Source organism: Chloroflexus sp., from assembly GCF_056331925.1.
Window position 1 is genome coordinate 18,047 of the sequence record NZ_JBWGQH010000027.1, and the last position, 26,171, is coordinate 44,217.

The following is a 26,171-nucleotide window of genomic DNA, read 5'->3' on the forward strand; positions in this document are numbered from 1 at the left end:
CCTTCAAGGGTAAACAGAACGTATGAGCGCAGATGTGGTTGATGGCTTTGGAAAGCGTCGTTTTGCCTTCACTCCCGGCTTCTCTCCTACTGGCGCGAAAGAGGGGAGCGTAGCGCCGGGCGTTGCGGCATCGCACAGCGATCAATCAATGGTTGTGCTCGGCTACATGTTTTTTTTCATCCCTCAACCTCTGTTGCGAGGCGTTGTGCTGAAGAGGGAGATTGCTTCGGTTGGGCGGTGCCAGCCCTGCTGGATGCTGCCCAACCGAAGCAGTGACAGATGGGGGTGTGATGGCGCGTCGTTGGCAGTGGTGGAGCGAGCTGTGGTACGGGCGGGAGGGATAAGCTCAGCATGGTTCGCACTGAAGGAGGGGATTGCTGCGGGGGCAGGGCGTCTGAATCCAGTGACATTGGGTTGCAATGGTGCAGTATATGATGATAAAATATCATGCTTTAGCGTCAGGACTAAATAAATGAGAAGCGACGAGTTGCAATGGTGCAGTATATGATGATAAAATATCATGGGTGTTCATTATTTCTGCTGAAGCTATAGGATCCAAATATGTCTTCATCTTCCCAAGATTGGCCCAACATAACGTTCAGCGGTCATGAAACCTTTACCCCGCGCAGCAATTGGCTCAAGAAAGCTTTTGATCTCCTCCAAGACATTCCCGATCTATTTCGTCGGGATGATGCGTTTATATTGCTCGGTGTTGGCAAAAATATGGCGCAGTCAATCCGCTTTTGGGGTCGAGCCACCGATCTCTTCGAGCGCACCGAGACGGGCGATATGCGGGCGACTGAATTGGGTGCAGCGCTGTTAGCGGATAACGGATGGGATCCGTTTCTGGTTACGGCAGCGGGGCGGTGGCTGTTGCACTATCAAATCGTTTCTAACCATGATCGGGCATTTACATGGTATTACACGTTTAATCTCTTAAAAAGAGGAGATTTTACGGTCAAATCACTTCATTCAAATATTATTGATTTCATAAACCAGAAAATAAATAAAATACCATCAGAAAATACATTAAATAGAGATATTGAATGCATGGTGCGTTGTTATGTGCGCACACCGGCCCGATCACGTGCGCAACCGCTCGAAGAGGTATTGCATTGCCCGCTCTTGGATTTGAACCTGATACAGGCATTGCCCGAACAGTCAGGCTATCGATTGGCGAGCGGCGCGCGGCCTGACCTGCCTAACGCGCTTGTAGCGCTTGCTGCGTTCCGGCAAGCACGTTGGCACCAACGAGCAACGCTCTCGTTCAATGATCTGGCGTATGGCGAGCGTTCACCCGGACGCATCTTTCGGCTTGATGAGGATAGTTTACTCAGTCGCCTCTTCCTGTTAGAAGAGGTTACAGGCGGTATCGCGTCGTATAGCGACAGCGGCGGTATTCGCCAAGTCATCTGGCGTGATTTGAGTCAATCTCAACTTGCGTTCAAGCTGATCGAGTCTGCCTTTGCCTCAGAAAACACCTATGCCTAATCTGATTTCAGTTGCAGCGCGTTTTACGCGGTCTGTTCATATTCGCCATGATTTCCGTGATCTACGCCATCGGCTTGATGGTTATATTGTCACACCATTGGTTTTGCAAACAACCGCACGTATTGTTGGTGGCTTGCACCCTGAGAGCCGTGAACGCGCGTTCTCGATTACTGGCCCGTTCGGGGCTGGTAAGTCGGCGTTTGGCGTATTTCTCACGCATTTTTTGGTGCGTAATTCCAGCTCGCGCCGCACGCTGCTTCGTTCGCTGCATGTTGATGAACATCCATTGCCGCTTGATGTACCGTCGTTGGTACCGGTGTTAGTTCCGGGCAACAATAGCTCGTTGCGGCGTGCATTGGTGCAAGCGCTCGTCGATGCGTTGCGTACATGGCACCCCAACGTGTCTGAGCAACTGAGCCAACACATTGCGGAAGCGCTCCATGAACCGGCGCTCGATCCGGTGCAGACAGCGATGCTCGTTGAGCAGACGGCTCAGTATCTACGGGCACACAGTGATTATGCCGGCCTTGTGCTCATCATTGACGAACTTGGGCAGTACCTTGACTATGCCGCTCGCCACGATGATGAGCGCGATTTGTTTGTCCTGCAAACGCTCGCCGAAATGGCGGCGCGGAGCGGCGATGCGCCGGTGCTCGTGGTAACAATGCTGCACCAAGCATTTGAGCACTACACGGTGTATGCCGGTGCGCAGCGCCGGATCGAGTGGGCTAAGGTGCAAGGCCGGTTTGTTGATCTCGCGTTTCAAGAACCGCTCAGTCGGATGGTGCGTCTGATTGCGGCGGCGCTGCGTCCGGCGGGGACTGATCCGCTCCGTGAGCAACGCTTGCAGTGGGCCGAGCGAATGGTACCGCTGACAGAAGCTTTGGGGCTGCGTCCAGCCGAAATCGGCAGCCACGAATGGCGCCAGATCGTGGCCGACAGTTTTCCCTTGCACCCGATGACGATGCTGGCTCTACCCGGCATTGTGCGCCAATTAGCGCAGAATGAACGGTCATTATTCGCGTTTCTCGCTTCTGATGAGCCATGGGGTTTGCGCGATGTCACGAGGCAGGCGCCGGATGGTACCGTGCCGATATACCGTCTCAGTCATTTGTTCAATTATGTTGAAACAAACCTGGGTGCTCGTCTCTTTGCCCGCAGCCTTGGGCGACGTTGGGCTGAGTTGGTAGAGGCGCGTGCAGATTTGACAGGCGTTGATCCGCTGCTGCTTGATACATTAACGGTGGTAGGAGTGTTAGGGGTGCTCGAACGCGCTGCCGGCATGCGTGCCTGCCAATCACACGTTGCGTTTGCGCTTACCGATGATCCATCTGATCCAACAGTAGCTGCTGCGTTGGCAACGTTGCAGAAGCGCCAGCATATTATCTACCGGCGTTTCCGCGATAGTTTTGTGCTTTGGGAAGGGAGTGATCTTGATCTTGAGCTGCTGACACAACAAGCGCGCCGCACGCTCGCTGAGCGGTATTCGCTGTGCCAGCTTTTGATGCGGTATGCCGATACCACGCCACGGATTGCATACCGTCATAGTTATCGCACCGGTGCTACTCGCGCCTTTGCAGTACGCTATGTTGATGTGCAACAGCTCGCCGATACGATGACCGTACCAGCAGGGTTGGCCGGCGAATTGCTGTGCGTCGTACCATCTGATGAAGAAGAATTGAGCCGAGCAGAGCATTGGGCGTGCCATCCTGACCGGCGACAGGAAACGGCCCGGATTATTGTTTTGCCGTGCCATGTTCACGAAATGCGGGAAATGGCACTAGATGTAGCAGCATTACGAATGCTCACCGAGGAACATGAAGCGCTCGAGCACGATCGGGTAGCACGGCGTGAGATCCATAGCCGGTTGATCGAAGCTGAACAGATATTGCGCGATACGCTGGCCGAAGCGTATGGCGTGCAGAGTCGCTGGTTTTACGGCGGCCAGCACGTACCGGTGGCAAATGCGCGGCAGATCGATGATCTGCTTTCCAAGGCGGCTGACGAAACCTATCGGCTAGCGCCGCACATATGGAATGAGTTGGTCGGGCGAGATGCCATTTCCTCAGCGGCGGCCAAAGCGCGCCGGAATGTTGTGGTAGCAATGCTCGAGCAGGCAGACCAAGCGTTGCTCGGCATTCAAGGGTATCCGCCGGAACGGGCAATGTATGCCAGCATTTTGCAGCGTGGTGGGTTGCATCGCCAAAATGAGCAAGGTACATGGGAAATTGGCCCGCCACCGCCCTCCGATCCGCTTCGTCTATTACCGGTATGGCACGCCATTGAAGCCAAATTGATGGAGGCTGGTACGCAGTCATTGGCGCTTGCGGCGTTGTATACGTTGCTTCAGCAGCCTCCCTATGGCATCAAAGCCGGTATCATCCCAATCTTATTTGTCGCCTTCTATGTTGCACGCGCCGGTGAGATGGTCTTCTACGAACACGGGAACTATGTTCCGGTTCCTGATATGGCGATGTTTGAGCGTCTCTTAGCGCGGCCTGACTATTTCGCCGTTCGTCTTTGCCGAGCCGAAGGCATGCGTTTCGTCTTCTACCGCCAACTTGCCGAGACGTTTGCGCCACAAGCGTTAACGCATCAGGTGCAACCGGCGCTGCTAGCGGTGGCGTTGCCTTTGCTTCGTACCTATCATCAATTGCCGGCGTACAGCAAGCAAACGAAGCAGCTTAGTCCGCAAACTCAAGCGGTGCGGCAAGCGCTGCGCGAGGCGCGCGCACCTGATGAATTGTTGTTTGAACTGCTGCCGCTAGCGTTTGATGTACCGCCAGTTTCCGAGCATGCGTCCGTGTCGTTGGAGCAGATGCATACGTTCATCGAACAGCTCCGGCAGAGCATGCGTGAGCTGCAAGAAGCCTTTCCAAGATTGCGACGCACTCTTCTGGCGCGTACCATGCGCGTATTCGGGCTTAGCGATGATGGCGTCGTAGCGCACCGTGAATTACTGCAACGATACCAGCGCATTGCTGCTTTCACCAACGATACCCAATTGCACGCGCTCGGCGCCCGACTTGAGACAGCCGTGCCTGATGGTGAAGCGTGGGCATTGAGTGTAGCCGCGCTGGTCGTAAAGCGACCACCTGATCAGTGGCACGATGCTGATGTACCGGTGTTTCACGCGGTAATTGCCGATCTCGCCCGCCGTTTCCACGCTGCGGAAGAACTCAGTGTGACTGCGCCAATGTTGCCATCGTCTTCTCGTGAAGTGATGCGAGTCGGCATTACGAACGGCAATGGCGAAATGAGCCGTGTGATCCATCTCTCCGCGCAGAGCGATGTCCAACGCTTGCGCAGCGAGGTGCAAGCACTTTTACACCGTTATGCGCATCTCAGTACGGAGCAACAGCTCGGCGCACTTGCGGAAGTATTGCAGCAATTGCTGCTCAATGAGCAACAGGTAGCCTAAGGAGTCTTTATGCTGATGAAATCCGACGTGATTGACGAATGGGCAGCGCGCCCCGGACGCCATATTGTCAATTTAAGTGGCGGGAAAGACAGCACCGCGCTTGCCATCTTTTTACACGACAAAATTCCGTGCATTGAATATGTGTTTTGCGACACCCATAAAGAATTACCGGAGACGTATGAGTATCTTGACCGGCTCGAAGCGTTCTTGCAGCGACCCATCACTCGCCTAAACGCGCAGCGTGGCTTTGATCACTGGCTTACTATGTACGGCGGGATGTTGCCGTCAGCCCAAGTGCGCTGGTGTACGCGCAAGCTGAAGATTGAGCCGTTTGAAGCGTTTGTCGGTGATGATACGGTATGGAGCTATATCGGTATTCGCGCCGATGAAGGGCGTAGCGGGTATATTTCGACCAAGCCGAACGTTCACCCGGTGTATCCTTTTAAAGAATTGGGGATGACCATTGCCGACATTGAACGTATTCTCGAAACGAGCGGGTTAGGGTTGCCGGCGTACTACTCGTGGCGACAACGGAGTGGTTGTTTCTTCTGCTTCTTCCAGCGCACCGGCGAGTGGGTCGGTCTCAAAGAGCATCATTCTGAGTTATTTGAGCAAGCAAAGCGCTACGAGACGGAGCGCGGCGGTGAGCACTTTTATTGGCGACAGCGAGAAAGCTTAGCCGAACTCGAACGACCGGAACGGATTGCGCAGATTAAGCGCGAGTATGCACTGCGCCTTGAGCAAGAGCGCAAAAAGCGCCCGAATCGCCCGTTGATCGAGTTGCTTGGCGCTGTGTTGGATGCTGAAGATGATGAACGAGGTTGTGATATCTGTCATCTGTGAGGACGGCTTATGGGTTGGGTTAGCAATCGCTTTGTCGCCTTGCTCAATCGCTATACCACTGCATCGCCCGATCACGAAGCGGCGTTTGATGAATACGTTTCCAACGGACCGGAGCCGCCGGCAGGATCGTTGCGGCTGACAACCAAAATTGAACAGTTTCTGACCAACCGGTTTCGCCAACCCCACCCACCCTCAGTGATCCTAACCGGTAATGCTGGCGATGGGAAAACATATTTATGTCGGCAAATCGTGAACGTATTACGGGGAAAAGAACCAGAACAATGGGAGGTGTTGATCGATCAGCCGATTGAATACAATACCATGCGGTTTTTCATTGTAAAAGATTTATCGGAATTGAGCGAGGAGAAGGGTAAAGAAATTCTGCAACGTCTGAGTCAGACGTTGCAAACCTCGGATCTGCGTGATCGGTATCTGATAGCGGCAAATGAAGGTCGATTGCGGGATCTGATCAGCACTATTGCTGGTCACAAGGAGCTAAAGGAGGCCGTTCAAACTCAGCTTGATCAAGGGCCGGCTTATCATCAGTCTCTCATTGTCCTCAATTTGAATCGCGTTGCAACTTCGACCTTTGTGCCGGCAGCGTTGGCGTGGATGACTAATCAGCGCAATTGGCAGGACTGCGACGAATGCCCTGTCCGAGAGAAATGTCCTATTCGCTTCAATGTGACCCGATTAACTGCGCAATCGGTGCAACAACGTATCAAGATGTTGTACGAGTTGCTTGAGCGAAGCAACGAGCATGTCACTATTCGGGATATGCTCGTTCACTTGGCGTACACCATTAGCGGTGGGTTTGATTGCTCTCAAGTGCAACAACAGGTGCAAGAGCGCGAAGATATGTATATGTCGCGTCTTGCATACTATGAGAATATCTTTGGGCGTGACGACGATGTAAGCTTTCGCCAAAAATCGCATGTTGCGCGCTTGCTGCATCGGTTCAACATTGGTTCGCAATCGATCTTTGCCATTGACGAGTTTATTATTAACGGCGGCGAAACGATTGCGGAGCAACAACACCAAGCAATATTTGGCGAGACGGTTGATCTGCACTTCAAAGCGTTTCATCAGGCGCGCTGGGCTTATACCGAAGGCATTGAGAGCGAACGTGACCAAGCGTTGTTACAGTGGCTGCCGCATTGTCGGCGTAAACTGTTCTTCGAGCGCAATCATCCAGATGATCAGCAGCTATTACCGTTTCGCTACTTTTCCATCTATCAACGACTGCTCGATCAACGGCAAGGCACACACGAAGGTATCGTTAGCCAGTTGATCAAAGGTCTCAATCGGGCATTCTCACGCCTCTATTTGACGCAGACCGAGCAACTTCGGGCCAATGAAAGACTGTACATTACTACCCAATATGTTCATAGCGTCAATCAACCGCATCCGATCGTGTTACTGACGTTGCCGATTGAAAATATTAGGCTTACTGTGAACACAACTAGTGATCAACACCTTGATCTACCAGAGCGCTCCCTCTATCTCCATATTACGCCGCCACCGATCCAGCGTCATGCTGAGCCAGTAGAGTGGCCATTAAACATCTTGCTCTTCGAGCACCTGATGCGTATTGCCGACGGCTGTCACATCTCGATCTTGGCTGACGAATGCGAACTCGAGGTACGTCGGCTGAAGGACGTCTTGATTCAACAATTCACTACGGTTGATACTTCGGCCAACGAAGTGGCATTTTTTGTGCCGGCGCGCCACCGTTACGAGTTGCGCCGGTTACGGATCGACGAACAAGGACGGCTGGCTATTAGCTGACCGCTCAGGCTGGTGATGGTATGAATACATACGGTAATTTTAAGAATGATAAAGGTGATGAATATCAACCTGAGGTCATGGTTTGGGGCCACCGGTTGCGAGAGGGCCAGCACTGGATGGAGTATTTGCTGGAGTTTTTGAGCGTACTAGCGGGATATGGCTATCAGTTTGGCCGTACCGATGATTACCGGGTGCCAGCGCGGTTAGGGTTGAAGCGGTTTGTGTTCTACGATGAATACGAAAAGACCCAAGATCCGCGTGATCGAAAGGCGGTCGATTTATTGCGGCAAGAGCTAGCGAAGCATGTGCAAGCCAATGGCCATCAACCTGAAGCAGTCTTGGAGCAGTTGCGCACATTACTGCGTTCATTTTCCGTGATTGAAGCGAATCGTTCTTGGTTTGCCAAAAGCTTGTTCCCTGTGCATGAAGAATTGTTGCTATGGGAAGCGTTGCGCAAGGGGTCAACCAAAAACGTTTACCGGGCTCAGGTTGATAGTCTGACAATCGAACTATTGGATGCGGGGATTGAGTTTTTGCCGAGAAATTTTTTTGCGCGCGGCGGTGAGTTGTACTACTTGATGATTTCAGCCGGAACTGAACAATCGCCGGAGCAGCGCCAGCGTATCGGTCATCGATTGCGCGAACTCTTAGTCGAGCGCAATCAGACGCTAGGGCGATTTGCGCAGATGATCAACGCCTGTTATTCGGCATTGATCGGTGAAGAGCAGGTCGTTAAAACGGAACCGGGATGGCTGCCTGATCCGACTTGTTCGTTGTACCGGCAATGTGCGAAGGATGTTGATCATTTGCTCGATAACAGGCTTGATGCGCTAGAGAGCCTTGAACTGCTAGCTCACCTGATTGGATTTCATATCATTATTTATATTTACCATCGTGCGCATCCCAATCATAACGATCACATTCATCACACAGGACAATGTCTTGATCAGTGCCGGCCTGAGCTCCTGATTGATATTCCCGGTGATGAGGATAGCCGGGTTATCCGGCAAATATCGGCCAGCCAACTGTTACGGCACGAACAATGGCAGATTCATCGAATTCGGACATGGTTCCGCAGTGATGCTGTGGCGATAGCACAGCATAAAACCGCCGAAGCATTGATAAATGCACTTGTTGATCGAGCAGAACAACGTGTCAAGGGTAAACGTAAGGTTACTCCCCAAGCCTTTCAGGACCGCATTACCCAATTTCGTTGGCAAGCGCTCCAACTTAAAAACAATACGGATACGATCATCGAACACTATAGCCAGATGATGTATGAAGTGACAGAACATAACTTCCGTCAGCATTTTATTCCCATCCATCGCCGGCTTGGCCGGTCAATTGGCTTGATCGCACCACAGCGCGGCCCGCAGCCACGGTTTGTGTTGGGTGATACGTTACTCAAGACATTGACGATGACCGTTATCAAGCCGCTTGAGCAGGCCATAAGCTTTGGCGAATTTCTAACCCGATTATATGAACAGTACGGCATTATCATTGGGCCGGGGGAAGCGCGTGCTTCAAGATTGCTAGAGCGGGCTGGGGTAAATGAAGGTGTGTTTGCCCGTAATCGTGAGCGGCTACTTGAGCGGATGAAATTTGCTGGTTTGGCAACCATCTATTCTGATGCGACGGCAATGGTGCATCGAGCGTAGGTAGCGGAGGCGCTATGATAACGAGTCCTAATCAGATTATTGCCAATGCAATTATGCACTGCTTAGATCGTTTTGTTGCGCATGATCAAACTAGCCGGGTATTTGTGCGCTTAGAAGATTTTTCAGTCGACGTGTATCGTCACGTGCTCGAAACGATCCGGTCCACCCTGAAGGGTCGCCCCGTGACAGTGCGGACGGTTGGTCCGATTAAGGGTTTTGAACAATTTCAAATCGAATCTGACAAATCAGCCACCTGGTATCGCAACAACTTGAAAGCAGGACACATGCTCCTACTGATTTTTAACCGGCGTGCGAGCGATGCGCAAAGCCTAAAAGATATGTATGTGCTTAATAGCACAGCTCTGCTGCGTGACTATGTAGATGAATTAATCGAAGCCAGTCTTCAGTATTATCAAGTAAGTCGAGATGAACAAAAAGTATTGAGCAACTTCGTGCGTGTTCGCTTGCATCAGTTAGGAATCGAATCGTCACTTGAACATATAGTATCGTTTTTTATCGAAATCGATCGATTATTAAATGATCACGTCACCATCGAGGAGGCAATTGCCCAAACTTTACCCCATCTGCGCTTATTCCGTTGTGCTGAATTAGCCAAACACTTTCATACCGCACGCGCCCATAAGCTGCTGTGTGACGTGCGGGATGCAGCACGGATCGGTTTTGAGATCATTGATAAGCAACGAAGAGAACAGTACCTTAGCAATCTTGAGCGGGCCGAACTGAGTGACGAGGAGGAACCCGACGGTTTATCATCTGCGCAGAAAAAGCAGTTGCTCCGCACTTTTATATTGGGTGAACTTGATGATCCGGCTCAGCTTCGCCAAGCCCTTGCGCTTGATTGGGCCGAGGTGCAACAGATCATCAAGCCGCGCCGCAAGAAAGCGAGTCTTGAGCAGGTTATTCAAGAACTCGATACAGATGATAAGTCTGTGCAAGAATTAATCATCCAACTCCAGAATGGGTCTGAGGTTGAGCGATCGCTGATCGAGCAGATATTGGCAAATTACGGTGGGATACTGTCGGACGAGAGTCGAAAGGTACTCCGCGCGACTATACGACCGCATGAAGTTAGAAGTGCTGATTTTTTGACCGGCTTGCTATCAGCATTGATAGATCTGCGCCATTTGCGTGAGGATAACGAGGCTGCTGGCGCACAAGTAGTGGTGCAATTTCAGCCGTCGAAAGAAGAGCAAGCGTTGACGGAGGCCGTGCAAGTGTTTCGCTGTTTATACGGCGGTATTGAGACAGTCATGAGCTCCATTCGGTGGGAATTAGCTGAGTTATGGAAGTTAGCTGTGGATCAAACCGAAGAAGAGGATCTAGGTAGTGATGAGACCGAACGGGTGAAAACGGGTAAGCTGGCCTTCAATGTTCTGCTTCAGCGTAAGAATCGGACAATCGCGTCAACCACATTGATCTGGGAATATCGCTCAAATAGTCTAGCAGCAGCGACCTATCAAGCGCTAGCATACGAGAACAGTTTATTTCAATCGTCTCTCCACAGCCCTCTATTTGCCGCTGCATCGCCATCGTTACGGATTCCATTCTACACTTCTTGTAAGCTTCCGGCTAACACTGTCGATCTTGATCTTCATCGTCCTTTGTATACATTCGGCAATTGGCACCAACAAGCGGATGTTGAACGCAATAACCTGCGGTACGCGCTCGAAAAAAACTTCCGCGATCTACGAGTGCCTGCTGAAGCGGGATCTGCCCTGATGAACGCCCTCGATAGTCTTGAACAGGCATGGGCTAACGTTGTGCAAGCGGCATTGAAAGGATTGTTTGATGCACCGATTATTCAATTTATACAGGCATACCAACAATTTCTAGCGAAAACTCTCGAATATTTGTCAAAAAAGCAATATAAAGAAATTTATCAAACTATCAATAAAGCTTGGATCATAAGCGAATCTTCGCAAACAGATTGGGCAGTAATACCGCTCATCCATCCGTTGAAATTAGATTGGTGGTATAAACGGGCAATATATTATCACGATATTATTACCCAGATGTTTCGTGATTCAACACCAGCGCGCGCCATTGACAACAAACGGTTTCGGCGGGAAATGAGTCTCATCGACAGCGCATTAGCGACTCCGCCGGTTATTGCGCTGGCCAATGATCTGCATCAAGGGTATTGGTATGTAGCGCATGAAGATGTGCAGGGGTACACGCTCTTCCGTGGGGTACGCGAGGCTGACAACATTACCGGCACTAATGTTCACGAGCTAGCCACAGATGAACAAGAGTTGATGGAAAGTCAGGCCGTCGAAACACTGGTTGGGATTCTGCAAGACTATATTGAAACATACCCCTTTGCGCGAGAGGGCATCACGGTCGTACTCCTCGAATGCCATAACAGCGCTCTGCCGGTATTGATGCTCAAACGCTTAAGTAAAGCAACAGAGCGTGATCCTGAGCGAATTCATCTTATTGTGCATACATCCACTTACGGGGGATCGATCTACCGGCGGCTAGATGAGTGGCTTGCTAGCGAGCCCCCGGGAACCAAGCGTGAAGGGGCGGCCTATTTGCCGCGCATTGTGGTTGAAGTACGCGAGTGCGCGCTTAATGAACTCTTACAGTCAGTGAAAAGGTCAGATGTCGTTGTATTGGTCGATCTGTTCAATCGGGCGAATCAACCGCTCAAAACAAAGCTTAATGGGCTCACCCAGTGGGATGCAGGCAATACAATCATTGACTTCTATCCCGCGCGACCGGAACCGTTCCGAGAAGGTGCAATTGAACGGTTGTTGCAGTTAATCCCGAACAATAAACCGGATGTATTGCGCCTCTTCCTGCTCTGCCAGTATGCCGGCAATCTGCAGCCGGGAGCTGAAATGCCAGCGGTAATGAATGATCTGGAGTTAGCGCAAGTGCTCTCGCTCAATGCATGGCAAGCCGATCTTGAACGGTTGCATCATCACTTCAATTGGGTGGTGTGCTACGATCAAGTTATTGATCGCTTCTTGCTCAAAGCGGCGTGCCATAATCGCATCCAAATCGTTCGCTATGCGCTAGGGCTAGGCGTACAACGGCTGCATCATTTGACGGTCTCTTCTGCTAGTCGAACCCAAGAGATTGTGGTCAAACGTCTCGCCAACAGGCTAGCTAACATGGTGCCGCGCATCGAGCGAAGCCAGTGCCAACAGATTGCGGCTCATTTAGCTGAAATGGCCAATCGGATTTCAGGTAATATTGTGTTGCGGGCCGCCGGGCCGGGATTGTTTCTCAATGAGTTGATCGGTCTCGTTGTGGCAATGTTTCAAGCTGAGCAGGCGTTTCAGCGCCAATATACGCAGGCGCTTAGTGTATGGATCTTGCTTGATGATTATAAGCATTGGTTCCGAAGCGGCAAAATGCCTGATTTACTCTTGATTGGATTGCAGAAAGTCGATGAACGGGCTCTAGTTCATTTACAGCTCGTGGAAGCAAAATGCGTTAACGCGACCGCATTCGAGCGAGAGGCAAAAGATGCGTGTTTGCAAGTGCGGAGCGGGGTAAGCCGATTAGCCAGCATCTTTGCCCCCGGCGGCCGCCATCTCGATGCGCCATTCTGGTACGATCAACTCTATCGTGCTATTGCCGGCAATGTCCAATTTAATGATGAGCAGTTTGAGGTTTGGGAGGTAGTTTCTGAACAGATCCATCGTGGTGAGTATGATTTCGTCATTAGTGGCGCTAGTTATGTTTTCTGTTATGATGATCAAGTAGGAATTTTCAATGGTCCAGACATTCGTCCATTTACCGAAACGGCTGCTGACGCCCCAGCGGCATCATTGACTGAACATCGCTATGGGCGCAATGAGTTGATAGCGGCGCTACGCCAGCTTGTGCAGCAGACGAGTGCGCTTGATCCGCAACAGATATTTGATTGGACGCCTGATCCGGCTAAACGTTCGCACGATGTCGCTGCGGAGGCGGTGGGTCTGACCGCAAATGTGCCCGCCTCTCATTCCCGAGTGCTCTCGCCGATATCAAACACGCCGGGTGAACAAATCTATCTCTCATCACCTCGTGTCACACCTCAGGTACAGCAGTTCGCGATTGCCGAAGGTCAAAATAATAGTCCAAGTGTTCAATCCAACGAGGAACCGCTAGCCCCTATCCCACCGGTCGAGACCGCATGGCTTGAACAAAAAGCGCGCGATATCGAGCGCGCCCTCCGCCAGCGCGGTGTCCAACTCTATTCCATCAATGCCAATGATGCGGATCACGGACCGAGTATTGTGCGGTTCAAGTTTCGGCTAAAGCCAAATCAGCAGTTGAAACGAGTGCAGGCAATGGCCGAAGATCTGGCACGCGATTTGAAACTATCTGCACCACCGTATATCGACAATGTGCCGGAAACAGACTTTGTCGGAATAGACATTCCACGGCCACGGCGTGAAACGATCTATTTACGTCCATTCCTTAAGCGATTACCTTTGCCAAAGCCAGCAGAACTGCCGATTGTGATAGGGATTGCACCGGATGGCCAACCAATTATTGAAGATTTCGCGGAATTTCCTCATCTGTTAGTAGCCGGTGCTACCAAGTCGGGTAAGTCAGTCTTCTTACGTAATCTGTTGCTCAGTCTGTTAACGGTCTATCGTCCGGGAGCATTGGAGCTGCTGATCATCGATCCGAAACAAACAGACTTTACTTTATTCAATAAGCTGCCCTATTTGCGAGGGGGTAAGGTCATCGTTGATCGCAAGGCAGTACAAGAAGCATTGCTTGACTTAGCGCGCACCGAAATGCCGCGCCGGCAAAAGATTATGGCCAATCGGAGCATGAATATTAAAGCGTTTAATCAACGGTATCCCGAAGAGGCATTGCCGCCGATTATCGCTTTGATCGATGAATATGGCCTATTAACAAGTCACATGAGCAAAAAAGAGCGAGAGGCATTTGAGCAAAGCTTAGGTGAGCTAGCCGCAGCCGCGCGTGCGGTTGGCATTCATATCATTTTGGCTACCCAGCATCCGAGTGCTGAGGTCATTACCCCGATTATCAAAGCCAATTTAGATGCTCGGGTAGCGTTGCGCGTAGCCTCTCAGGTAAATTCGCGAGTAGTATTAGATACGACCGGAGCCGAACATCTTCTCGGTCAAGGCGATATGCTCTTCCGCCGGCCAGATGGCCGAATTCTGCGCTTGCAGGCACCGTTTATGGATGAAGAGGAGCTAATGCGGTTGTTAGACATGTACCGTTAAACTCGCTCCCCCACTACATTGATCCATTGGATGCCGGGCCGGCTAGTATCAGGCGTCTCCTCCACCAACAGTACCCGCATGCCCACCGATTCGAGCAGGAGGATGAGGTGGGTAAGGGGAATATCGGTATACAAGCGGCCATCGGGGGTGCGTTCGCCGTCGGGGAGCGGGGTGCGATACGAGACGATCAGGCGCCCGCCGGGACGGAGGATGCGGGCGAGGTTGACGGCAGCGCCGATGAGTTCGGCGGCGGGGAGATGCATGAGCACGGCGACGCAGAGGACGTTGTCGAAGCTGGCGTCGGCGATGCCGGCGAGGTCGGGGAGAGCGGCTTGTTGGACGTTGATGCCGGCGTAGGCGGCCCGGGCTTCGTTGATCATGCCCTGCGATGGTTCAAAGCCAATGGTGGGGTAGCCGTGCTGTTCGAGCCATGCCACATCGCGCCCGCTGCCGCTGCCAATGTCAGCGGTGGGGCGCCCCGGATGGAAGAATGTTTTGATCAGGCGGTAGATCGATTCCGGGCGCCGGTTGCGCTGGAATGCAGCCTGTTGGCGGGCCAGTTCGTCGTAGGTGCGAATGGTTTGTTGGTCAGGCATACGTCATTAGCCGGTGCAGGTGATAGGTTTGCCGATTTAAGCTGCCTAGCGAAGATCTGGCACACTTGGTAAGACGGGTTGTGGTTTTTTGGTCATCATGGTTGCTTTCCGGCAAACGACATCATCGGTATGTGCGTTCTGGTATCCAAGAGCCGGCAATCTAGCCAGTGTTACCCCGTTTCTCCGGCGTCGGCCACGTCGAGGGCGTAGCGCAGCAACGTTTCGCGCGGAATGACCGTCAGTGCGGCTTCGTGGGTGGCAGCGAGGATCACCGGTGGAGCGACGCCGGCGTCGTAGGCTTCGAGCCAACGGAGTGCGCAGAGGCACCAACGGTCGCCCGGTTTGAGGCCGGGGAAGCTATATTCGGGCCGCGGCGTTATGAGGTCGTTGCCGCGTGATCGGCTGAAGGCAAGAAATTCAGCGGTGACTTGAGCGCAGACGACGTGGAGACCAGCATCGTGCGGGCCGGTATCGCAGCAGCCGTTGCGATAAAAGCCGGTCAGCGGCTGCATACTGCACGGCGTGAGTGCATTGCCAAGGACATTACGGGCTGGTGATTGTTGACGTTCGTTTGAATACATCATAGTTCGTGTGATTGCTCAATTGCTGGGTTCGAGTGCAACATCACTGCATGCTGGTAAACGGAATCAAATTCCCGGCGTCGTCCAGTGTCCAGACGGTGCCGTCATTGGCGGTGATGCCGGTTTGGGTGCGCCAGCGTTCGGGCAGGGGGCGCGGTATTGCCAGCATCCCACCAGACGGCGTGCTGAGTAGGGTGAAATCGAGGGTACCGGTGGTTTTGCCCTGCACGGTGACCCGTACCTTCCAGCAACCGTTCCATTCGCGGTAGAAGTCGTAGCTGAGTTCAACCGGGCCAAGCCGACCGGTGAGCAGCTCGGCGATCAGTTTTTTGGCTTCCGGTACTCGTTTGCGCAAATCGGTGAGCGGTTGCGGTGTTGACATATCGTTCATACCGTTATACGTGTGCGTAGTTGTGGAACGGTTTGGCTCCATAGTAAGCCTGCCGCAGGCTACATTAGAGTGGACGTGTAATGCCATTGCGGTTGAGCTTCGCTTCGCGCCAGACGCGAACCGCGCCGCGGATGAGGCGGTAGGCAACGAAGGCAAGGATTAACGTGATAATGAAGGCTATGACCGGGAGGAAGATAGCGAGAAGACTGAGCACAAACGAGAGTGCGTCTTCAAAGAAACTGAGGAGTGAGTTGGCGGTGCCGCCGGTGGCAGCGGTAACGGTAGGTCGGATGCTAGCGCGGGCACTTTGGGTGCCGGCGGCGGCGATGATGGCGGCGATGGCAACGACTGCCGGGTGGATGGCGACAACATCTTGGGCGGCAGCAAGGGCAACGATTGCCCCGGCGATCGGACTGATGACAAGCCCAATGATGTGGAAGACGCTGTCAACCGCCGGTACTTTGTCGCCGATGAAGTCGAGGATGGCAAGGACGGCAAGGACGATCATGGTGATCGGGTGGGCGAGCAGATCGAACGGTTCGCTGAGTTGAATGAGACCGAGGCGGGAAAGCACACTGACGGTGAGCAGGGGTAGGTATGCGTTGAGGCCGGTGGCGGTGGCGAGGCCAAGCGAGCTTGCCAGTGCGATGATTGTCTCCATGACAGTACTCCGGTGGCGGGTGAATTGCGGAACAACCGCGTTCGATCCTCTTGCGCCGTGCGCGAAACGAATGCCTAACTGCGGTAGGATTCTACTCCTTTTTCCTATCAGACGCGCAATCTCTCTACAGAGTTGCATATCTGATAGCATATCATGCTACTACGTTCCGGTAGCATATTGTAAGGACAGGGTATGACAGAACCTCCGCGTGGTCGTCCGCGTCTGATCCCGTCGCTGTCGCGCCCGCAGACGCTGCGGCAGTGGGTGGTTGAGACGCGGCGAGTGTTGCGCAATGTGCCGGCGGCGTTCCGGCTGGTGTGGCAGGCCGATCGTCGACATACCGTGGTGATGGCGATGATTACGTTGCTGGCGGCGGGGTTGCCGCTGGTGCAGGCGTACATCGGTAAGCTGATCGTGGATACGGTAGTGGCGGCGGTTCAAGACAAGGTGGGTGCGCTGACTGGCTTGCAACAGGCGTTGCTGTGGCTTTTGAGCGAGTTTGGCTTGATCACGCTGGGGGCGGTGTTGGCGCAGGGTCGGTCGTTGAGCGAACACATCTTGCATGCCCGCCTGAGCAATCTGGTCAATTTGATGATCATGCGCAAGGCACTGTTGCTCGATCTGCATTATTTTGAAGATGCGCAGTACTACGACAAATTGCAAAATGCGCGACGCGAGACCAATTGGCGGACGATGGCGATGGTCAACACCGTGTTTAGCGCCATCCAACAAGTGTTGACCTTGATCTCGTTTGCGGCCAGCCTGCTCTGGTTGAGTCCACTGATTGCGCTGTTGCTGTTTGGCGCGACCATCCCGGCGTTTCTGGCCCAAACCCACTTCAGCCGGCTGCGGTTCCGGCTCTTGACATGGCGGGCGCCGGAGTTTCGTCGGATGCAGTACCTTGAACACCTCTTGACGGTGGATACGGCCGTGAAAGAGGTCAAGTTGTTTGCGCTGGGCGGGCCGCTAATCGAGCGCCATCAAGAGCAGTTTCACCGTTTCTTCCACGAAGATGCAGCGCTGGCCCGGCGGCGTTCGCTGATCAGCACCTTGTGGGGGATTGTGGCGAGCGCCGGCTATTACGCTGCTTACGGTTGGATCATCTGGCAGACGGTGGCCGGCGTGATCACGATTGGCGGTATGACCTTTTATCTCACCCTCTTCCGCCAGAGCCAATCGGTGGTGCAGACGCTGTTTGCTAATCTGAGCCAACTGTATGAAGGTGGACTGTTTTTGACGAATCTCTTTGATTTTTTGGCGATTGAGCCGCGGATGAAAGAGGGCCGTAATCTTCCAGTGCCACGCCCGATTCGGCGGGGAATTGAGTTTCGGAATGTGAGCTTTCGTTACCCTGATCGTGACGAGTGGGCGTTGCGCGAGATCAATCTGCGGATAGAGCCGGGAGAAAAGATCGCGCTGGTGGGTGCGAACGGGGCCGGTAAGACGACGTTGATCAAGCTGCTGACCCGGTTGTACGACCCGACCGAAGGCCAGATTTTGCTCGACAGGGTTGATCTGCGCGATTACAATGTTGATGACCTGAGGCAACGAATTGGCGTCATTTTTCAAGATTTTGTACGCTATCAGACGACTGCCCGTGAAAATATCGGGTTTGGTCAGATCGACGAACTAGCGAACGAACCGCGCATTCGCTCGGCGGCGGTGCGAGGCGGGGCCGATGAGGTGTTGGCACAACTGCCCCACGGCTATGATACGATGCTGGGGCGCTGGTTTGAGAACGGGGCCGAGCTGTCGGGTGGGCAATGGCAGAAGATTGCGTTAGCCAGAGCGTTTATGCGCGAGAGCGAAGTACTGGTGCTCGATGAGCCGACGGCGGCGCTCGATGCTGAGCGCGAATACGAAATCTTTCAGCGGTTTCGGGATTTGACCGCGGGGAGGATTGCGGTGCTGATCAGCCACCGCTTCTCGACCGTGCGCATGGCCGACCGGATTGTGGTGCTCGAACATGGCCGGATCACCGAAATGGGTACGCATGAGGAGTTGTTAGCCCGCGGTGGGATGTATGCTCGTTTGTTCAATATGCAGGCCGAAGGCTATCGTTGAAGCAAGAGAGGTCATCACGGCGATCGGCGCGCTGCTCAAGCGGGGGCGCGGTTTGGTGGCGGTACAAGGTGTTGTGGGGGCTGGGAATTTTGTTGGCGTTAGTAGGGCGGAGCGGATACGGTGTGACGATCAATTTTGGCGTGAGCGATCCGGGCCAGCCGCCGGATGAAGCCGTGAGCTGGATACTGCTGGCCTTTATCCCAGAAGACTTAACCCCAGAGGCGGCGACCGGCTGGGTGTTGTCGTTAGGGCTGATTGTGCTGGTGGGTTGACTCGTGATGCTGTTTATCGGGAGCATTGTGGAAGGGGCGGCAATCGTGCAGACTGTTCTGCTCGATCAGCGCGGGCAGTTTGATCTGAGCAACAGCTTTGCGGTTGGGGTCAGCCGGATGACGTCGTTGGCGCTGATGGATTTGCTGTTGGTGCTGCCCGTTCTGGTGGTATGGATTGGCATTCTGGTGGCGTTTGGCGCCGTGGTTGCCAGTGTCTTGACTATGGCGAGCGATGGGCTGTCAGCTTCGATGCTGGGACTGGGGGTGCTCACAATCTTGGGTCTCATAATTTGTCTGGCGATTCCGATCCTGCTATGGAGCCTCTTCTTTGCCGTCTTCCGCCCGCTGGCGGCGCGGGCGGGCGTGCTGGAGGGGCAAGGGCCGGTGGCCGGCATCAAGCGTGGCTGGCAGGTCTTGCGGCGCAATTTGGGGCAGGCGGTTGTGGTTTGGTTGGTGACATTTGGGATCGGGCTGGTCTATAGCTTGCCGGTAGGGGCGATTGGGGGCGTTGTCGTTTGCAACCGGCGCCAATTCGGTGACGAGTTTCGGTGCGTGGGACATCATCACCGTGTTGTTTAACATGATCTTTGCGATCATTCTGGGCGGGTTGTTGGCTAGCCTGAATGTAGCACTTTGGACAGTTGGCTACCGGCAATGGACGATGGCGACGCCGGCGATGCAGCAGGTGTATGCGCCGGTGCAGATACGATAAGCGGTGTATGTGACCGATCTACCCCTCCTCGTCAATAAGGAGGGGCAGATCATTGATAGCGAAGTTGTCAGTCAGGGTACGTAGGCCTGAATCGTCTCTCCAAAAGCGCGCTCGGCGGTGGCAGCGTGACGGAGCAATGCCGCGATCTGACTCGGCTCGGTTGCAGTTGATGCCTGTTCATAGTAAGTTGCGGCTTCGGCAAGATACGTCGCTGCCTGCACAATATCCGGTTCGGCAGCAAAAGATTCACGGAGGAAGGTGGCATTCTCACGACGTAAGCGAGCGGTTAAGGCTAACGTTTCTCGGATCCGCTGTGGAGCAATGTGGCCGCGTTCAAGCGCCACGATGAGTTGCTCAAGGGCGGCCAGACCGGTTGGTGGACCGTACTGCTGATTGCCGAGCGTAACGCGAGCAATTTGCTGCCACACTGGCTCTATATCGGTTGATGGAGTAGTCGGCAGAAAGATGGTCAGGTTGTACCGCCACGGATACCCAAACGCCGCCGCGTGTGCCTCCATTGCCGCCAGTACCTGCTCGTTGGTGACATAAAGACCGGTCTCACCGGCTCGATGGTGACCGGGTTGGCAATTAGCGGGCGCGACGCAAACCGTTTCGTAGACAAAAAACCCTTGTTGATCGTAACCGGCAAGGACATCGCTATGCGGAATGAGTTCGTTAGCGCCATAGAGCTGCCCCATATCGAGGGCTACCCGTACCGGATGACCCTGAGCGATGAACGAGCGGGCAGCCGTGAGCCAGAGATTGGGGTCATCGGTGGTGTAATAGCGACGTTGCAAGCCAAGGTAAGGTGCAGCTACCTGCAGACCGATTTCGGGGTCTTGACCGAAAGGAGTCACCTCGGTACTATCGGGCAGAGCGGAGAAACCATACGTAAATGCCATCAACCAATCAATGGCCGGACGAGGTTGGAGATTACCGTGGTGGGCAGCCATCATCTGCAAACTTGTTGATTGACAAACCGGCAAATCGGCAGCAATCCACGGGGTATCAACCAACATCCACGAATCGGGGGCGGGAACAAGCGTGGCTGTGGTTAACGGTTGTGGTTCATACGTTGATGAAAAATACCAATGAAGCAGTGTCCGATTGAACCATTGCCGACCAACTATCAGCACAGTGGTGAGCAAGACGAGACTAATACCAACAATAATTGCGATTCGATACCGGCGCATTGGTTTGTTCCTTACGCGGCCCAATATCAATATACAGAGCTAGCATAGCACCGGCAAAGTGGTGTGTGGCGAAACATTCAGCTACTGTAAGGAAAGAAACCTCCCTCGTACCAGCCGTAGGCAGGAGGGGATCAACTTTCGTGATGAGACCAGAACGGAGCAGGTCGGCGGGTTGTACGTGGTGGTAGTGCGCGCCGATGACGACGTTGGCGGGTGCGCATAGTCAGGGCCACGAGAGGCCAGACCAAGCCGGCGATGATGAGAACCCCAAGACCCTGGATAAGCGCGATCAAGCCGGCCATTTCCATAATGGTATCTCCTTGGATAAGACAGTGCTTATGATCTAATTACGTATATACTAACTCGCGCAGACGTAGTATACTGCAATAAAATGATTTTGTAAACCATTTACTGTAAAAACCTTTTAACCGGCGGCGCGGCGTACAGTAGTCCGAACGTGCGGTGCGAGTTGTCCGATCTACGCATCGGCTACGGCGGTAAGCACAATAGATGTGCCCGGAGGCCAACTTCTTTAGCTTTTCTTCAGTTTTTCTTTGGATTTGATTAAGACTGGTCTGCTACGCTACCATTGCCGGCAATGATGTAGTCAGGCATCGCATCAGCACAAAGGAGAACCTATGCGAGTAATCCTAGTAATACTATGTATAACAATGTTCGGAATGTGGGCTATCTCGCCAAGGGCTGCACACGCGCAGCCGGGGCGGCCCCCGGCTCAGCCCCCAGCTTTTTCCGAGACACCAGTGACAGTGATCGGCAACGTGACAGCGTTTAAGTACACGCGACGAGGCGAAGTAGATGGGTTCTACCTTAACGATGGCACGGAAGTACGTTTTCCCAAGCACCGGGCATGGGAAGTAACGCAAGTAGTAGCGATTGGATCATCTGTGCAAGTCGATGGCATCCAGCGTTTTGGGCGACGGGGCGACATTCACGTGAAAGCGCAGGTCATTACCAATCTGACGACTAAGGCCCAGGTAGTCATCGAAGAGGTGGTGTCGGTTCGCGGTCAAATCGAGAACTACACGTATAGCCGTAGCGGTCGGATAGACGGTCTCATCCTTAGCACCGGTGATACAGTGAAAATACCAAGGCATATGAGCGCTTATATCAGTAGTAGCTTGCCGATTGGAACACCGGTACAAGTCGATGGCGTCCGTAAAACCGGCAAGTGGGGTGATGTGCATATCAAGCCCGATACAATAACCAATCTCACTACCGGTGAGGTATTCGTTATCCCATAACAATCGGCTCGTGTCAGATCATTTGCCGGTATGGTGTGGGTGCGACATTCGCGTCGCATCCACATTCCTGTATGCGGGAGGTGAACAGTGCACACAACCGATGAAACCGTACACTTGAGCAACGAGAGGCGCGAGCTGCATGTCGTGGTCATCGAAGATGAACCGACCATTGCCGAGTCGCTGCGGATCGGTCTTACTTACGAAGGCATGCGCGTAACAGTGACCGGTGAAGGGCGCAGTGGTCTTCAGATCATCGAAGAGCAAGGTGCCGATCTGGTCATTCTCGATCTGATGCTACCTGATATTGACGGCATCGTCGTTTGCCGACGCTTGCGGGTACGGTCGAGTGTCTTACCGATCATTATGCTCACCGCGCGGGGCGACGTACAGGAACGGGTACAAGGGCTACAGATGGGTGCCGATGACTACATCGTCAAACCGTTTAGCTTCGATGAACTACTTGCTCGGGTGTATGCCATTCTCCGGCGGGTAGGCATCTCACGTCCGGTAACGGTATTGCAGGTAGCCGGACTGAGCCTGAATCCGGAGACACGCGAAGTAACACTGCATGGTCGCTCCATCGAATTGACGCCGACCGAGTTTGCATTACTCGAACAGTTTATGCGTCATCCACGACGTGTCTTCACCCGCCAGACCTTACTGAGTCGGGTGTGGGGGTTTACTTACGTCGGTGATTCGAATATCGTTGAAGTCCATATCAGCAATCTTCGTGAGAAAATCGGAGATCATGAACGCAAACTTATTCGTACCGTCTACGGTGTCGGCTACAGCTTACGGCCTGACGATGAAACAATGGTGGAATAGGCTATCGTTGCGACAGCGGCTAGCCCTACTCTACAGCAGTTTGCTGGCGCTCTTGCTTGGCGTGCTGGGGTTTGGGTTCTACATTGATATTCGGCGGTTTCTGGTGAGCAGCACCGAACTACGGATTCGGGCACAAGCCAAGCCGGTCATTGAGCAATACATATTTGCGCAGACCGATCCGGTGACAGTGTTACCGCAAATTGCCGTTCAGTTGAGTCGCGATCTCACCTCACGTGATACCACAGCGTTGGTCTTTGATCGGGAAGGCCACTTGCTGGCCGATGGCCGGCGTTTGCCGGAGGAACCGGCAGCGATGCCGGTTGACCCCGACTATCTTGTCCAGGCCCTTGCCGGCCACAATGACATAACCGTCATTCAACTGGTTGGCGAACAGCGTATGTTCAGTCTGCTCATTCCGTTACGGTCGGAACCGGGAGCGGCAGAAGTATTCGGCGTGGTACAGATGAGCACACCACTCGCACCGATTGAAGAAATGTTACAGCGCCAGTCCGTCATCATCGTAGCCAGCGAGATGGTCATTCTCGTTGTAGGCAGCATCATCGGCTATTGGCTTACCAGTTCAACCTTACGGCCATTACGTGATCTGATCGACGCCTGTCGCAATATTGCGCGTGGTAATCTTCGTCAGCGTGTTTCAGTGATCTCACCATACGATGAAGTCGGGCAACTGACGGCGGCGTTTGATGAGATGGTCGAGCAATTAGAACAAAATTTTCAAGCCCAACGGCGATTTATTGCCGATGCCGCGCATGAGATGCGTACACCGCTGACGGCATTACGAAGCGGGCTAGAGGTGTTACTCCGCGGTGCGCAGGATGATCCACAGACGGCTTTTTGCCTGATTCAGAATATGCATCGCGATGTTGTTCGTTTATGTAACGTAAGTGAGCAACTGCTCGATCAAGCACGCTACGAATCGGGACGGGCACTCTCTTTCCAAGCAGTCGCGATTGCCGACGTTATGGCCGAGTTTGTTGCCCAAGCGCGGTTACTGGCCGGTGAACGGACATTGGTGCTTGAACCTGGGCCGGTAGTAGAAGTTATGCTCGATGTGGATGGGATCAAGCAAGCGTTATTTCACCTGATCGATAATGCAATTCAGCATACCACGCCGCAGGGCGAAATTAGACTGGGCTGGTCGGTTGAGCGAGGGGTGGTGCAGTTTTGGGTAGCCGACAACGGGGAAGGCATTGCTGAAGCCGATCTGCCGCACGTATTTACGCCCTTTTATCGGGGCGACCGTTCGCGTTCACGGCGCACCGGTGGTACCGGTTTGGGCTTAACGCTGGTGCAGAGCGTTGCCCGTGCTCATGGTGGCGAGGTTACGATAACGAGTCGGCTGAGGGAAGGAACGCGGGTTGTCATAGCGATACCCTACCGGATGAAGTAGTGAGTGTGTAGGGTACAATCGTCGTTTGTTTTCGGTGAGAGCGCGCTCCGGTGCGCTTTTTGTGTTTGATTGAGGGTGAAAACCATCTCGTTTGGACCGACCAGGTGATCGAATTGAGCAATTGAACAGGGCTTCCCCCCACTTGACAGCCGTCGTATAATTTGTTTAGAATAACTAAATAGATCAATAGCCTTAATTTTATACTTCTAAGATATGTAGAAACACTAAATACTATGTCACCTTTCGATCCCTCCCACCGACGTACACCAACCGAACGTAGCGTGATTGCGCTGTACCGAATTGCCCATGCCATCGAAGTGTTGCTGCGCCAACGTGGCAAAGCGGTACGGTTGACAACAACTCAAATCGATACCCTCCTGTTTTTGAAATATGCACGTCCGGGTGTGCGGACGGTAGGTGGATTGGCGCAACGGTTGGGGGTGTCGTATGCGACGGCGAGTGTGGTGGTGGATGGGCTTGAGCGGCGCGAGTTGGTAGCCCGTCACGGCTTGCAGAACGATCTGCGCGTAGTTCGGTTACGGTTGACCGAAAAGGGTGAAGCGCAATTGGCCGAGATTGAAGGGGCGCTCGATGGTTTACAGGCGGCATTAACAGAGTTGACCCCGAACGAGCAGGCGTATCTAGATAGTATGCTGCGGACAGTGGTACGTTCGTTGCAACGGATCGGTGCCGTTCACGTGTACGAGATGTGTTGGGGCTGCCAGTTTTTCCGGGCGTATGCGCATCCCGATAATCCAGCAGCGCCGCATCATTGCGCCTTTGTTGATGCACCGCTCGCCGATAATGAGACGCGGTTTGAGTGTCCTGATTTTGTGCCGATGCCTGAAAGGAGGTGAGGGTATGGCGTGGCAATTGACGCTCTACAGTGCAGCCGATTGCGACGATACAGCTCAGACTCGGGCATTGCTGCACGAGCGTCAGATCGTGTTCCATGAGCATTCGATCGACCATGATCCGGTGGCCGAACAGTTTGTCGTGTTTATCAACGGAGGCTATCGTAGCACGCCGACATTAGTCTTTGCTGCAGGGCGGTTTAAGTTGGTGGTAACCGAACCGACCGAAGCTGAGCTGGAAACGGCATTGCAGATCGCTGCCGGTTTACCGCCGGCTCATTGACGAGCAGGAGGCAGCTATGACAATGATGTCGATTCCTGGGTATGACTACGGAACGGCGCAGGTCGCACACGCACCGTTTAGCTTGGCCGATTTTGAACTGCTGAAACAGGCGGTTATGTTTGGGCCTGAAGACGAGCGTTATTTGCGGATGGCCGGTGACGTACTGGCCGATCAGATTGATGATGTGCTTGATCTCTGGTATGGGTTTGTTGGCTCGCATCCGCACCTGCTCTACTATTTCACCGATGGGCAAGGCCATGCGCAGAGTGAATACCTGGCTGCGGTGCGTCGCCGCTTTGGGCAGTGGATCCTCGATACATGTCGGCGACCTTACGATCAGGTGTGGCTAGATTATGCCTATGAAATCCGGTTGCGCCATCATCGCCGCAAGAAGAATCAGACCGATCATGTGCAGGCTGTTCCGCACATTCACTTCCGCTATATGGTCGCCTTCATTTATCCGATTACGGCGACGATCCGGCCGTTTCTCGCAAAGAAGGGACACTCGCCTGAAGAAGTGGAGGCTATGTATCAGGCATGGTTTAAGTCGGTGGTGATGCAAGTAGCGCTCTGGAGTATGCCTTACGTTGCACCGGAAGATTTCTAAGTCGACTCTCAGCTTGGCTTGAGCAAATCTTGAGTT

General features: G+C 53.4%; 22 protein-coding genes. 16 read left to right on the forward strand and 6 right to left on the reverse strand.

The genetic code is table 11. The features are described 5' to 3' along the window. Nucleotides 1–561 precede the first annotated feature (561 nt). The 6 genes from AC01ZF_RS13705 (at nucleotide 562) to AC01ZF_RS13730 (ending at nucleotide 14,423) form a co-directional block, all read left to right on the forward strand. Nucleotides 562–1,491 (forward strand): DUF4007 family protein, encoded by a 930-nt coding sequence (locus AC01ZF_RS13705; protein WP_424676150.1) that lies wholly within the window; start codon nucleotides 562–564, stop codon nucleotides 1,489–1,491. Next, nucleotides 1,484–4,912, forward strand: coding sequence for a P-loop NTPase family protein (locus AC01ZF_RS13710; RefSeq protein WP_424676151.1), 3,429 nt, complete (start codon nucleotides 1,484–1,486; stop codon nucleotides 4,910–4,912). Before AC01ZF_RS13705 ends, AC01ZF_RS13710 begins: the two co-directional genes overlap by 8 nt. A gap of 9 nt (nucleotides 4,913–4,921) precedes the next feature. Continuing rightward, nucleotides 4,922–5,755, forward strand: coding sequence for a phosphoadenosine phosphosulfate reductase family protein (locus AC01ZF_RS13715; RefSeq protein WP_424676152.1), 834 nt, complete (start codon nucleotides 4,922–4,924; stop codon nucleotides 5,753–5,755). A gap of 9 nt (nucleotides 5,756–5,764) precedes the next feature. Further along, nucleotides 5,765–7,543 carry a hypothetical protein gene (locus AC01ZF_RS13720; protein WP_476575430.1) on the forward strand — a complete coding sequence of 593 codons (1,779 nt, stop codon included), beginning with the start codon at nucleotides 5,765–5,767 and terminating at the stop codon, nucleotides 7,541–7,543. Between the two features lie 20 nt (nucleotides 7,544–7,563). Further along, nucleotides 7,564–9,201: a hypothetical protein gene (locus tag AC01ZF_RS13725; protein WP_424676154.1), complete on the forward strand. Its 1,638-nt coding sequence runs from the start codon at nucleotides 7,564–7,566 to the stop codon at nucleotides 9,199–9,201. A 284-nt stretch (nucleotides 9,202–9,485) separates the two neighbouring features. Then, nucleotides 9,486–14,423, forward strand: coding sequence for a DNA translocase FtsK (locus AC01ZF_RS13730; RefSeq protein WP_476575431.1), 4,938 nt, complete (start codon nucleotides 9,486–9,488; stop codon nucleotides 14,421–14,423). Here the strand turns inward: AC01ZF_RS13730 and AC01ZF_RS13735 are convergent. The 4 genes from AC01ZF_RS13735 to AC01ZF_RS13750 all read right to left on the reverse strand — a co-directional run bounded on the left by AC01ZF_RS13735 (nucleotide 14,420) and on the right by AC01ZF_RS13750 (nucleotide 16,652). Next, the gene (locus AC01ZF_RS13735; protein ID WP_424676156.1) at nucleotides 14,420–15,019 is read right to left on the reverse strand and encodes a class I SAM-dependent methyltransferase; all 600 of its coding nucleotides are present in this window, start codon (nucleotides 15,017–15,019) and stop codon (nucleotides 14,420–14,422) included. The two genes, AC01ZF_RS13730 and AC01ZF_RS13735, sit on opposite strands and share 4 nt — an antisense overlap. A gap of 170 nt (nucleotides 15,020–15,189) precedes the next feature. Continuing rightward, the gene (locus AC01ZF_RS13740) at nucleotides 15,190–15,603 is read right to left on the reverse strand and encodes a DUF2237 family protein (protein WP_476575432.1); all 414 of its coding nucleotides are present in this window, start codon (nucleotides 15,601–15,603) and stop codon (nucleotides 15,190–15,192) included. A 40-nt stretch (nucleotides 15,604–15,643) separates the two neighbouring features. Further along, complete coding sequence (locus tag AC01ZF_RS13745) at nucleotides 15,644–15,982, reverse strand: hypothetical protein (RefSeq protein ID WP_424676157.1); 339 nt, start codon at nucleotides 15,980–15,982, stop codon at nucleotides 15,644–15,646. Nucleotides 15,983–16,055: 73 nt separating this feature from the next. After that, nucleotides 16,056–16,652 carry a DUF4126 domain-containing protein gene (locus AC01ZF_RS13750; RefSeq protein WP_428112202.1) on the reverse strand — a complete coding sequence of 199 codons (597 nt, stop codon included), beginning with the start codon at nucleotides 16,650–16,652 and terminating at the stop codon, nucleotides 16,056–16,058. A 192-nt stretch (nucleotides 16,653–16,844) separates the two neighbouring features. Here AC01ZF_RS13750 and AC01ZF_RS13755 point away from each other — a divergent pair, with 192 nt between their 5' ends. The 4 genes from AC01ZF_RS13755 to AC01ZF_RS13770 all read left to right on the forward strand — a co-directional run bounded on the left by AC01ZF_RS13755 (nucleotide 16,845) and on the right by AC01ZF_RS13770 (nucleotide 19,700). Continuing rightward, nucleotides 16,845–18,716 carry an ABC transporter ATP-binding protein gene (locus AC01ZF_RS13755; protein ID WP_424676159.1) on the forward strand — a complete coding sequence of 624 codons (1,872 nt, stop codon included), beginning with the start codon at nucleotides 16,845–16,847 and terminating at the stop codon, nucleotides 18,714–18,716. 68 nt (nucleotides 18,717–18,784) lie between these two features. After that, entirely contained in the window at nucleotides 18,785–18,988 is a 204-nt protein-coding gene (locus AC01ZF_RS13760) for a hypothetical protein (RefSeq protein ID WP_424676160.1), read from the forward strand. 6 nt (nucleotides 18,989–18,994) lie between these two features. Beyond that, nucleotides 18,995–19,567, forward strand: coding sequence for a DUF7847 domain-containing protein (locus AC01ZF_RS13765; protein WP_476575440.1), 573 nt, complete (start codon nucleotides 18,995–18,997; stop codon nucleotides 19,565–19,567). A 1-nt stretch (nucleotide 19,568) separates the two neighbouring features. Then, nucleotides 19,569–19,700, forward strand: a complete 132-nt coding sequence (locus tag AC01ZF_RS13770) for a hypothetical protein (protein ID WP_424676162.1) — start codon at nucleotides 19,569–19,571, stop codon at nucleotides 19,698–19,700. A gap of 71 nt (nucleotides 19,701–19,771) precedes the next feature. Here the strand turns inward: AC01ZF_RS13770 and AC01ZF_RS13775 are convergent, their stop codons facing one another. Together AC01ZF_RS13775 and AC01ZF_RS13780 are read right to left on the reverse strand one after the other, a co-directional pair. Further along, nucleotides 19,772–20,893, reverse strand: coding sequence for a cysteine peptidase family C39 domain-containing protein (locus AC01ZF_RS13775; RefSeq protein WP_424676163.1), 1,122 nt, complete (start codon nucleotides 20,891–20,893; stop codon nucleotides 19,772–19,774). 131 nt (nucleotides 20,894–21,024) lie between these two features. Beyond that, nucleotides 21,025–21,201, reverse strand: a complete 177-nt coding sequence (locus AC01ZF_RS13780) for a hypothetical protein (protein ID WP_424676164.1) — start codon at nucleotides 21,199–21,201, stop codon at nucleotides 21,025–21,027. Nucleotides 21,202–21,531: 330 nt separating this feature from the next. On the opposite strand from AC01ZF_RS13780, the gene AC01ZF_RS13785 reads away from it, so the two are divergent. From AC01ZF_RS13785 to AC01ZF_RS13810, 6 genes are all read left to right on the forward strand, one after another. Then, complete coding sequence (locus tag AC01ZF_RS13785; RefSeq protein WP_424676165.1) at nucleotides 21,532–22,155, forward strand: hypothetical protein; 624 nt, start codon at nucleotides 21,532–21,534, stop codon at nucleotides 22,153–22,155. A gap of 87 nt (nucleotides 22,156–22,242) precedes the next feature. After that, nucleotides 22,243–22,980 (forward strand): response regulator transcription factor, encoded by a 738-nt coding sequence (locus AC01ZF_RS13790; RefSeq protein WP_476575433.1) that lies wholly within the window; start codon nucleotides 22,243–22,245, stop codon nucleotides 22,978–22,980. Further along, complete coding sequence (locus AC01ZF_RS13795) at nucleotides 22,904–24,391, forward strand: sensor histidine kinase (protein ID WP_424676167.1); 1,488 nt, start codon at nucleotides 22,904–22,906, stop codon at nucleotides 24,389–24,391. Before AC01ZF_RS13790 ends, AC01ZF_RS13795 begins: the two co-directional genes overlap by 77 nt. Nucleotides 24,392–24,624: 233 nt before the next feature. Next, nucleotides 24,625–25,248, forward strand: a complete 624-nt coding sequence (locus tag AC01ZF_RS13800; RefSeq protein WP_424676168.1) for a MarR family winged helix-turn-helix transcriptional regulator — start codon at nucleotides 24,625–24,627, stop codon at nucleotides 25,246–25,248. Nucleotides 25,249–25,252: 4 nt separating this feature from the next. Continuing rightward, entirely contained in the window at nucleotides 25,253–25,528 is a 276-nt protein-coding gene (locus AC01ZF_RS13805) for a glutaredoxin family protein (protein WP_424676169.1), read from the forward strand. Between the two features lie 16 nt (nucleotides 25,529–25,544). After that, entirely contained in the window at nucleotides 25,545–26,135 is a 591-nt protein-coding gene (locus AC01ZF_RS13810; protein ID WP_424676170.1) for a protoglobin domain-containing protein, read from the forward strand. Nucleotides 26,136–26,171 lie beyond the last annotated feature (36 nt).

Coding starts and splice junctions, on each gene's coding strand:
- AC01ZF_RS13705 (WP_424676150.1), top strand. CDS start 562: ATGTCTTCATCTTCCCAAGATTGGCCCAACATAACGTTCAGCGGTCAT.
- AC01ZF_RS13710 (WP_424676151.1), top strand. CDS start 1,484: ATGCCTAATCTGATTTCAGTTGCAGCGCGTTTTACGCGGTCTGTTCAT.
- AC01ZF_RS13715 (WP_424676152.1), top strand. CDS start 4,922: ATGCTGATGAAATCCGACGTGATTGACGAATGGGCAGCGCGCCCCGGA.
- AC01ZF_RS13720 (WP_476575430.1), top strand. CDS start 5,765: ATGGGTTGGGTTAGCAATCGCTTTGTCGCCTTGCTCAATCGCTATACC.
- AC01ZF_RS13725 (WP_424676154.1), top strand. CDS start 7,564: ATGAATACATACGGTAATTTTAAGAATGATAAAGGTGATGAATATCAA.
- AC01ZF_RS13730 (WP_476575431.1), top strand. CDS start 9,486: ATGCTCCTACTGATTTTTAACCGGCGTGCGAGCGATGCGCAAAGCCTA.
- AC01ZF_RS13735 (WP_424676156.1), bottom strand. CDS start 15,019: ATGCCTGACCAACAAACCATTCGCACCTACGACGAACTGGCCCGCCAA.
- AC01ZF_RS13740 (WP_476575432.1), bottom strand. CDS start 15,603: ATGATGTATTCAAACGAACGTCAACAATCACCAGCCCGTAATGTCCTT.
- AC01ZF_RS13745 (WP_424676157.1), bottom strand. CDS start 15,982: ATGTCAACACCGCAACCGCTCACCGATTTGCGCAAACGAGTACCGGAA.
- AC01ZF_RS13750 (WP_428112202.1), bottom strand. CDS start 16,652: ATGGAGACAATCATCGCACTGGCAAGCTCGCTTGGCCTCGCCACCGCC.
- AC01ZF_RS13755 (WP_424676159.1), top strand. CDS start 16,845: ATGACAGAACCTCCGCGTGGTCGTCCGCGTCTGATCCCGTCGCTGTCG.
- AC01ZF_RS13765 (WP_476575440.1), top strand. CDS start 18,995: ATGCTGTTTATCGGGAGCATTGTGGAAGGGGCGGCAATCGTGCAGACT.
- AC01ZF_RS13770 (WP_424676162.1), top strand. CDS start 19,569: ATGATCTTTGCGATCATTCTGGGCGGGTTGTTGGCTAGCCTGAATGTA.
- AC01ZF_RS13775 (WP_424676163.1), bottom strand. CDS start 20,893: ATGCGCCGGTATCGAATCGCAATTATTGTTGGTATTAGTCTCGTCTTG.
- AC01ZF_RS13780 (WP_424676164.1), bottom strand. CDS start 21,201: ATGGAAATGGCCGGCTTGATCGCGCTTATCCAGGGTCTTGGGGTTCTC.
- AC01ZF_RS13785 (WP_424676165.1), top strand. CDS start 21,532: ATGCGAGTAATCCTAGTAATACTATGTATAACAATGTTCGGAATGTGG.
- AC01ZF_RS13795 (WP_424676167.1), top strand. CDS start 22,904: ATGAACGCAAACTTATTCGTACCGTCTACGGTGTCGGCTACAGCTTAC.
- AC01ZF_RS13800 (WP_424676168.1), top strand. CDS start 24,625: ATGTCACCTTTCGATCCCTCCCACCGACGTACACCAACCGAACGTAGC.
- AC01ZF_RS13805 (WP_424676169.1), top strand. CDS start 25,253: ATGGCGTGGCAATTGACGCTCTACAGTGCAGCCGATTGCGACGATACA.
- AC01ZF_RS13810 (WP_424676170.1), top strand. CDS start 25,545: ATGACAATGATGTCGATTCCTGGGTATGACTACGGAACGGCGCAGGTC.